5 protein-coding genes are annotated in these 8,329 nt (G+C 66.9%); 1 reads left to right on the top strand and 4 read right to left on the bottom strand.

The genetic code is table 11. The annotated features are described in order from the left end of the window. Positions 1-290: 290 nt before the first annotated feature. The 4 genes from KHZ24_09855 to KHZ24_09840 form a co-directional block, all read right to left on the bottom strand. Positions 291-770 carry a zinc ribbon domain-containing protein gene (locus tag KHZ24_09855; protein ID MBS5451491.1) on the bottom strand — a complete coding sequence of 160 codons (480 nt, stop codon included), beginning with the start codon at positions 768-770 and terminating at the stop codon, positions 291-293. A 154-nt stretch (positions 771-924) separates the two neighbouring features. Further along, positions 925-2,511, bottom strand: a complete 1,587-nt coding sequence (locus tag KHZ24_09850) for a GNAT family N-acetyltransferase (protein MBS5451490.1) — start codon at positions 2,509-2,511, stop codon at positions 925-927. A 213-nt stretch (positions 2,512-2,724) separates the two neighbouring features. Then, a complete protein-coding gene (locus KHZ24_09845) occupies positions 2,725-4,035 on the bottom strand; it encodes an ATP-binding protein (protein MBS5451489.1) in 1,311 nt (436 codons plus the stop codon). Positions 4,036-4,081: 46 nt separating this feature from the next. Then, on the bottom strand, positions 4,082-5,599 hold the full coding sequence (locus tag KHZ24_09840; protein ID MBS5451488.1) for a hypothetical protein: 1,518 nt from the start codon (positions 5,597-5,599) through the stop codon (positions 4,082-4,084). 310 nt (positions 5,600-5,909) lie between these two features. Between KHZ24_09840 and KHZ24_09835 the strand changes: the two genes are divergently transcribed. Next, positions 5,910-7,925: an FAD-binding protein gene (locus KHZ24_09835; GenBank protein MBS5451487.1), complete on the top strand. Its 2,016-nt coding sequence runs from the start codon at positions 5,910-5,912 to the stop codon at positions 7,923-7,925. Positions 7,926-8,329 lie beyond the last annotated feature (404 nt).

Raw genomic sequence — 8,329 nt, 5'->3', positions numbered from 1 at the left:
CGTGGCGCCCGCGCGCCCCACCGCTCGCACCCCTTGCGGCGCCTCGCTCCTGCGGGCACCCGGCTTTCGCCCGTGGCGCCCGCGCGCCCCACCGCTCGCGCCCCCCTCGCGGCGCCTCGCCCCTGCGGGCACCCGGCTTTCGCAAGCCGGATCCCGCTGGTTGGCACCTTCCGACGCTCGCCTCTCGCTCTCGGGGCCTCATCGGCTCGCTGCATCCCGCCAGCCACCAAAAAGGCGGGCGCTCCCACTCCGGGGGCGCCCGCCTATCGCGCTCGCTATCTCGCCGCGCCCTACGCCTTGCGCTCGAACTTCTCGCCGCACTTCGGGCACGTGACGCGGATCTTTCCTGCGCCCTTGGGCACACGCACCTGCTGGCCGCACTTCGGGCAGGCGAAGTAGCGGTGATCCTTGTCCTTGGCCTGGCGCGCCGCCTTGGCACCGGCCGCCTTGGCCTTCTCGCCTGCCGCCTGCGCCTTGCCGAGCGGTCCGTGGAACTTCCCGAAGATCTGGTTGCGCTTGGCGATGTAGGCCTCGTTCTCCCTGGAGCGCGCGGCGATGTTGCCTGAGAACAGTCGGAAGTAGCTGTATCCCAGCACGACGATGCCGATGAACAGCACGATGCCGCGCGCTGCGTCCTTCAGGAACACTGAGATGATGATGACGATGATCGCCAGGATGAGCAGGTCGCGCGACAGCTGGTCGGGGCCGTTGCGATGCGACATGAAGTTGCGGTACTTCTCGGCGAAGTTCGAGCCAAAGTTCGAGGCCATGGGCGATTCCTTCCAGTGCGGGACGCGTGGCGTCATCTATTTCAAGTGATGATATCCACGCTCGTTGCCCCGCAATCGCTTCGCCGGCCGGGCCTGCAGAGAAACCATCCCCACCCGCCCGAAGCTGTTGGATCGGACGGGTGGGGTGGGCCGCTTACACTTCGCGAGCGAGCGACGGGACGTCCCTCATGTAGACGAACTCCTCGAACGGGCGCTCTCCGTCGGGCGCGGGGTGCTCCGAGCGGCTCTTCGCGTATGACTTGGCGCCGAGGTAGATCGTGATGTCCTCGTCGGCCTCGACGTCGTTGCACAGGGCCACGCGCGTGAACCCGTGCTTCTCGTAGTAGCTGTACGTGCACATCGTGTCCGTGAACAGGTAGTAGTCCTGGGCGCCGCGCGAGCGCAGGTAGTCCTCGAAGCGCAGCAGCATCGTGTGGCCGACGCCCTGCCCGCGCACGGACGGGTCGTTGATGAACAGGATGAGCTCGTTGTCCTCGCGGATGAAGTCGCGGTAGCGCGCCTGCGCGATCATCGCCACGTTGGCGGCCTCGCAGGCGGAGCGGCACTGGGCCCACTTCGCTCCCTTGGGGTGCATGTCCATGGCGTGCTTGCTGCGTGCCTCGAGCTCATCGGCCTTGGGGTTGGGGGCGTCCTTGTCCGCCGCGGGCCCAAACCTGCCGGCCAGCACGCCGACGACGCGCTCGCGGGTCGCGCTTCCGGTGGGATCGGGCTCGTCGACGACGGCGACCTCCAGGAAGCTCGCGGTTCTCAGCAGGTGGGCGAACAGGCCGTAGCGCGACTCGTGCACGAAGGCGTCGTCGTAGGCGTCGTCCCAGGGTCGCCAGCTGGCGGGAACGACGTCGATGGCGCTCTCAAGGTCGCGCTCGACGTCGAACGGCCGGTAGCGCACGCGCAGGTGGTGGTTGCCGGAATCCGCTGAGCTGATGGGCGTTGCGGGGGTTGTCTCACCTCCCGCCGCCGCTGTCAGGCTCAGCCGCGGACTGTCACCCTCCGAAGAGGAGCTTTCGCGGTTGGCGCCGTGCTCGACAATGTCGTGCCCGCAGCCCGCCTGGGTGGCGCCGGCTGTGAGGGCCGCCGCGGCCTCGGGCGAGAGGAAGCGCTGGTAGTAGTAGGCGACGTTGGGATAGCCCGTGCCGTCGGCGTTCGGCGTGAACGTTGCGATGCGGTCGAACCCGTTGCGCTCGTAGTAGTCATACGTACACACGGCATCCGTCATGAGATAGTAGCTGTGCGAGCCGCGGGCGAGGAGGTGGCGCTCGAACTCGTTGCGCAGCGTCGTCCCGATGCCGCGGCCGCGGGCGTTTTCGGAGACGACGTACAGCGTGAGCTCGTTGCGCTCGGGGATGAGGCCCTGCGTCTGCGCGTCGAGCACCTCGTGCACGTGGCTGACGGAGCACTCCATGTCGATTGCGCGTCGCGCGTCGCGCGAGCCCTTGTCGAGAAAGGCGAACGCCTCGTCAAAGTGCGCCTGGTATTCGCTGAGGCGATCGGGCGCCGGCTCGGTGTCGGCGAAGCGGGCGAGAAGCAGGCCCAGCGGCTCGTGCGTGTCTGTGTCTTCGGCGACGAGCGAGTAGGTGCTGCACTTGAGCATGTTCGAGAGCACGAGCGTCTTGTGTGCGGAGCGCTCGTCATCCGTGCAGCCCGGGAACGTCCATTCGTTCGGAATGAGCTGCGAGCACGTACTATAGTCTGTTGCGGAGCAGAAGGGCCGCAAAAGCATGATGCCTCCTTAGGACGCGGGTGGTCCGCAAGCCTCTGGCTTGGGCTCACGGGGTGCCGAAATGGCGTTCTGCTGGGCGTGGCCACCGCAATGGCGTGGCACACGCTTGCTCTCACTTATACCACGCGTGTTGTCCCGGCTAATCCCGCCGGCCCCCTGACGTGCAGGAACGGTGAAGGTCTCCCGCACTTCTCGCGGTCCCTTGTTGAGGGACTACGCGCTCAGGCAGGTGATAGGCAGAACAAAGACCCCGTCTTGCCTTCGTTGTGCAAAGCCGCCCGGCGTGATGACGGCGCAAAAAGCTGGACTGCCCATCACGCTGGTATCGATTTTGCCCGCGAGCTTTATCAGACTAGCGGCTCCCTCGTCCACGAGAGAGGCCCCGAGCTTTACTTCGAGAAGGGCGTATCTGCCGTCTCGGAGCTGGAGGACGAGATCGGCTTCCTGGCCCGCCTCGTCTCGATAGTGGAACACCTCGCCTTTGAGGGCCTGGGCATATACGCGCATGTCTCTTGCGCAGAGCGATTCAAAGAGGAGGTCGAGCGTCGACGTATCCCGCAGCAGTGACGCCGGGCTTGCGCCAAGGGCTGCAGCTGCTATTGACGGACAGGTGAAGTGCCTGGTCGGTGTCTTTGTGATGCGCGATCGAGAGCGTAGGGACGGTGCCCAGCTTGGGAGGTCGCGCACCACATACAGCCTTCTGAGCGCGGCAATGTATCCGTTGACGGTATCTTTCGACAGGTCGATATCGCGTATCTTGAGGTCTTTCAGCATCGTTGCCTGTGCTGCCTGGGTTGACGTGCATCTGGCGTATTCCTGCATGATGAGACGCGCGTATTGCGGATTTCTGCGTATACCGTCCGTGCGGGATATGTCTTCGTCGGCGATTGCGGAGAGATAGTCGTATGCCATCTCGAGCGAACCTGCGTCAGATGGGGACGTGACTGCTCGGGGCCATCCGCCGCGGCAAACGAGATAGGCCATGCGCTCGACGTCGCAACCTGAATACCCTTGCACGTCAAAGTTTCCGGAAAAGAGGGCGGAGAGAGATACCTCGCGGGTTGACTCGCCTGATTCTGCGAGGCTCATGGGGGACATCTCAACGGATGCTATCCTGCCCGTTCCCGAATGAGATGGCCTCTGGGTCGGCGTTGCCGATCCCGTGAGGATGAAACGGCCCGGCTGATCGGACTGATCGACGGCGTAGCGCACGGCATCCCAGAGCTGCGGCTGCTCTTGCCATTCGTCGATGAGGCGGGGCGTTTCTCCCCTGAGGAGGACAGAGGGTTTTGTCTGGACAAGGAGCCGGTAGTCATCTCGCTTATCGGGGTCTTGCATCATGACGGCGCTCGACGCCAGCTGTAGGGCAGACTGCGTTTTCCCGCACCACTTCGGGCCTCGGATTTCGACGGCGCCGGTATAGCTGAGCTTTTCTCGAACCATGGCATCACAAAAGCGGGGGAGATATTTCCCAGGCTCGAGTTTCTGGGTGCCCATGATTACCGCCTCGGGTTTGACGACCATCCAATTGCGATAGTTTCAACCAACCGATTGCTCTTTTCCGCACTCCTCAGCGCAGACCGGCGGGATGCCCGTCGAGCTGGCCGTTCGCGGCGCGCTCGAGCAGGTCGAGCAGCTCCTGTCGCGAGTGGACGCCGAGCTTCTGGAACACGTGCTTGACGTGGGTGTTCACCGTGTTGGACGAGATGCCGAGCTCCGCCTCGATGCGCACGGTCGTCCTTCCGCGCGCAAGCAGTCGCAGCACGTCTATCTCGCGCGCCGAGAGCTGCCCGCGGTCGGCCAGCTCGCCGCAGAGCGCGTCGATGTCGCGAGCCACCTCGCTCGTGCTCTCGAGCTCACCTTCCGCCGACGTGCCGCCCGTCTCGACGTCAACGGGCTCTGCCTCGTCGTCGGGGTTGCCGCGCAGGCGGGCGAGCGGCCCGGCCTCGGTCGCGAACACGAACAGGTAGGCCACGGCCACGAGGACGGCGAGCGCGATGGATATGGCGCCTGCCTGGTCCTGCGTTACGGGGGTACCGTCGCGCAGCGTCGAGACCAGCGCAAACGCGCTCGACCCAATCAGCAGGTCGAGCGACCACACGGCGCGCACGATCGCGAAGACGAGCACGGCGGGCGCGCCGTGGCGGGCGCACAGCTCGAGCGTTGCCAGCATGACGGTCAGCTTGAACAGGAACGCGCCGCAGTTCGTGACGGCGTAGGCCACGCTGGCCGTCTCGTGGGCGTATGGCAGCAGAAGCGCCGCGATGAGCGCGAGCAGAAACGAGGCGCGGAACAGAAACGAGAAGTCGTCGCGGCGCCCCTGCCGGATGTCCGAGACGACGAGCGTCGAGACGATGACCTTGAGCAGCAGCACGACGAGGTTGATGTCGCTGGCGTAAAACGAGAGGTCCGTGCCGCCGAGGTAGAGGTTGCGCAGCAGCTCGTCGGCAAAGCTGACGACGAAGATGCCGACGCACAGCCGCGCGACGAATATGCGCTTGGAGCGCACGACGAGCGGCGTGGCGAGCTGCACGTAGGCGCTTGTCGCGCTGCGCGGCCTGGCGAGCAGCGCGCAGGTGACGAGGGCCAGCGCGATGGAGATGGCCAGCAGCGCCCAGGGGCTGACGGCCGGCGTGTAGACGAGGTTCGCGAGCACGTAGATGATGACGCTCGACGTCACGACGCTCAGCGTGAAGTCGAACGGGTTGCCGTGCTCGGCGAACTCCTGGCACCAGGCGAGGTTGAGCAGGCCGCTGGCGATGCCGGTGAGCAGGGCGGCTGCCCAGGCGAGGACGATGCCCGTGACGTCGGGGCGCAGCGAGAACGGGATGATCAGCGTGCCGAGCGCCGCGCAGGCGGCCAGCGCCCAGCGCGAGGAGGGCTTGCGCAGCAGCGGGGCGACGCGCTCGTGGCAGATGGCGCAGGGTACGAGCGCGACGACGGAGACGAACAGCGACTTCTCGTAGACGTGCCAGTCAGCGCCGGCGGCGTCGGGGAAGATCTGCGTCGTGAAGAAGCACAGCGTCACCCACGCCTGGAACAGAGCGAAGCCCACGAGCATGGACAGGTCGTGCCGAGCGTTTGTCATGGAGCACCCCCTTGCGCACATGCCGCACGCGGTGCGGCGCGCCTGCCGCCGGCAGAGTCCCCATGCCCCTGCGTTGCGACGGCGCCGTGTGCGTTTCCCCAGCGCGAGGCCCTCACCAGCTTCAGGTGATGCGCGGCCGGCCTCGGGCTGTCATACGGTCAACGATAGCATTGAGCGGGGCGTTTGTGGCGCGCAAACCGGCGTGCGGCCCTCACGAGCTTCTTGTGGCGCGCGAATGAGGGTTTCTGGCTATGCTGGAGACACCGTGCGGCGTCGAGGGGGACGTCGCCACTCGAGCAAGGGGGCTCACATGAACGATGTTGTCGCTTCGCGCAGGAACTTCCTCATGGGCGCAGGCGCGGTGGCCGGTGTCGCCGCGCTGGCCGGCGGTGCCGCTGCGGCCCGCACGGCGCACGCCGACGAGGCCGCTCCTGCCGCGGGCGCTGCCTACGAGTGCGACGTCGTTGTCGCCGGCGCCGGCGTCGGTGGCCTGGCCGCCGCCGTCGCGGCCGTCGAGGCGGGCGCGAACACGATCCTCGTCGAGGCCTCGGCGCACGTGGGCGGCACGAGCCGCTTCGCAGCCGGCGCCCTCGGCCCGCGCTTCGGCACGGACTGGAACGCCGTGTATGCCAAGGTGCCGCTGTCCGATCCCGACCTGGGCAAGGCCGTCTGCGTGAACTGGGACGACACCGTCACGTGGATCAACGGCCTCGGCCTGACGACCGAGCAGCTCTCGCCGGGCAGCTCCTATCTGTGGATGGGCGGCCGCCGTCCCCAGGAGCAGGGCTCGAAGTCCTATACGGATGAGTACCTGCAGCAGTTCGGCCAGATCTTCAACGACAAGGGCGGCACGACGTTGCTCTCGACGAAGGCCATCGACCTCGTCCTCGACGAGGCGGGCACCCCGACGGGCCTCGTGTGCTGCGGCCCCGATGGCGCTCACTTTACGATTAGCGCCAAGCAGGTCGTGCTCGCCACGGGCGGCTTCCAGTGCAACAAGGAAATGATGGTGCGCTACCTCGGCCGCTTCGCCGACGTGTCGCAGGCCCAGTGCATCCCTTACCTCGACGGCGCGGGCATCATCATGGCGCAGCACGCCGGCGCCAAGCTGTCGAAGGGCTTCGGCGCGTACTACGGCCACCCGCAGCCCTGGCCCCAGGCCTCGTACTGCACGTATGACACGCCCGAGGCCTACGAGGCGTGCGAGAACATCGACGACGTCCACATGGCCTACTACGGCGCGACGGTGCACGCCATTCAGACGCTGGGCATCTACACGAACTGCGATGGCAAGCGCTTCGTGAACGAGAGCCTGACGTCCTCGCTCGTCAACCAGGAGATCATGCAGCAGTTCTACTGCCGCGCCTACCTGTTCTTCGACGAGGCCGCGCACCAGACGATGATCGAGACGGCCTACTGCAACGCGGCCGTCGTGGGCGGCGACCGCCTCGACTGGCTGCGCGAGCACGGCGCGACGATCGTGCAGGCCGACACGCTCGAGGAGCTGGCCACCGCCGTGCAGACGACGACGGTGAGCGGCGACAAGTTCAACGCGGGCGGCTTCCTGAAGACCGTCAACGCGTGGAACGAGGCCGTGGCTGCGGGCACGACGGCCGATCTGGACGTTCCGGTGAAGTCGGGCGTGCCGCTGACGACGCCGCCGTTCTACTGCATCCCGGTCGTCGCTGGCGTCATGGGCACGTTCGGCGGCATCAAGATCGACGTGAACTCGCAGGCCATCGGCCTGGATGATCGCCCGATGCCCGGCCTGTGGGCCGTGCCTGGCGCTGCCGGCGGCATCATGGAGGGCGACTACTGGTGCGTCATGAGCGGCTACACCGTGTTTGGCCGCATCGCCGGTACGAACGCTGCGAAGGCCGCGCTCGGCGAGGCCGTGACGCCCGCCGCTGACGTGATCGCTGCCAACAACGAGGCTGCCGCCGCGATCAGCGAGGCTGCCGCCGCTGCTGCGGCCGCCGCGGCTGAGAGCGCCAAGGCGGAGGCGGGCGCGAGCGAGGAGAAGGCTCGCGAGGCGGTCGCCGGTGGCTCGAGCGCCACATACAAGGACGGCACGTATGAGGGCGACGGCAAGGGCATGGGCGGCACGGTGCCCGTGACCGTGACCGTGAGCGGCGGCGCCATCACCGACGTCGTCGTGGGCGACCACTCCGAGACGGACGGCATCGGCACGAAGGCCATCGAGCAGCTGCCCGGCGCCATCGTCGCTGCCGGCGGCACGGAGGGCGTCGACACCGTGAGCGGTGCCACGATCACGTCGAAGGCCATCCTGACGGCCGTTGACGCCGCGCTCGAGGGCGCGAAGTAAGCGTTGTGTGACCGCGGGCCGGCTGCTGGCGCACGCAGCCCGGCCGGCCCGCGACGTGGGGCGCTGCCGCCGAGCCGTGGTAACTGCCCCGCACCCGATTGAGGCCTCCAGGCGCGCCTGCTTTCCCCCGGGCCGGCGCGCCTGAGTCCCCCATAGGCCCGACCGCCAGCGTGGATGCGGTCGGGCCGTTTTTGTGCGCGGTTCTCGGGCGGCCGGTGTCCCGCGGGCTCCGGTTTTGGCGGTATTTCTGGGGTCGAATCCCTCTCCGTATAGGCCTGAGGACTCGATTGCCCCGAGCGGATGCTCTGATATTCCCAAATCTGCATGAAGCCGCATCGATATGCGTTTTCGTATTGCGTTGCACCGAGGACTGTTGCGGCGGGCCGGAACTGTGGCCAGAAAGC

Source organism: Coriobacteriia bacterium (assembly GCA_018368455.1).
Lineage (GTDB): Bacteria > Actinomycetota > Coriobacteriia > Coriobacteriales > UMGS124 > JAGZEG01.
Note: the sequence above shows the minus strand (reverse complement) of the source record. Positions and strands in the feature narration are given on the sequence as shown.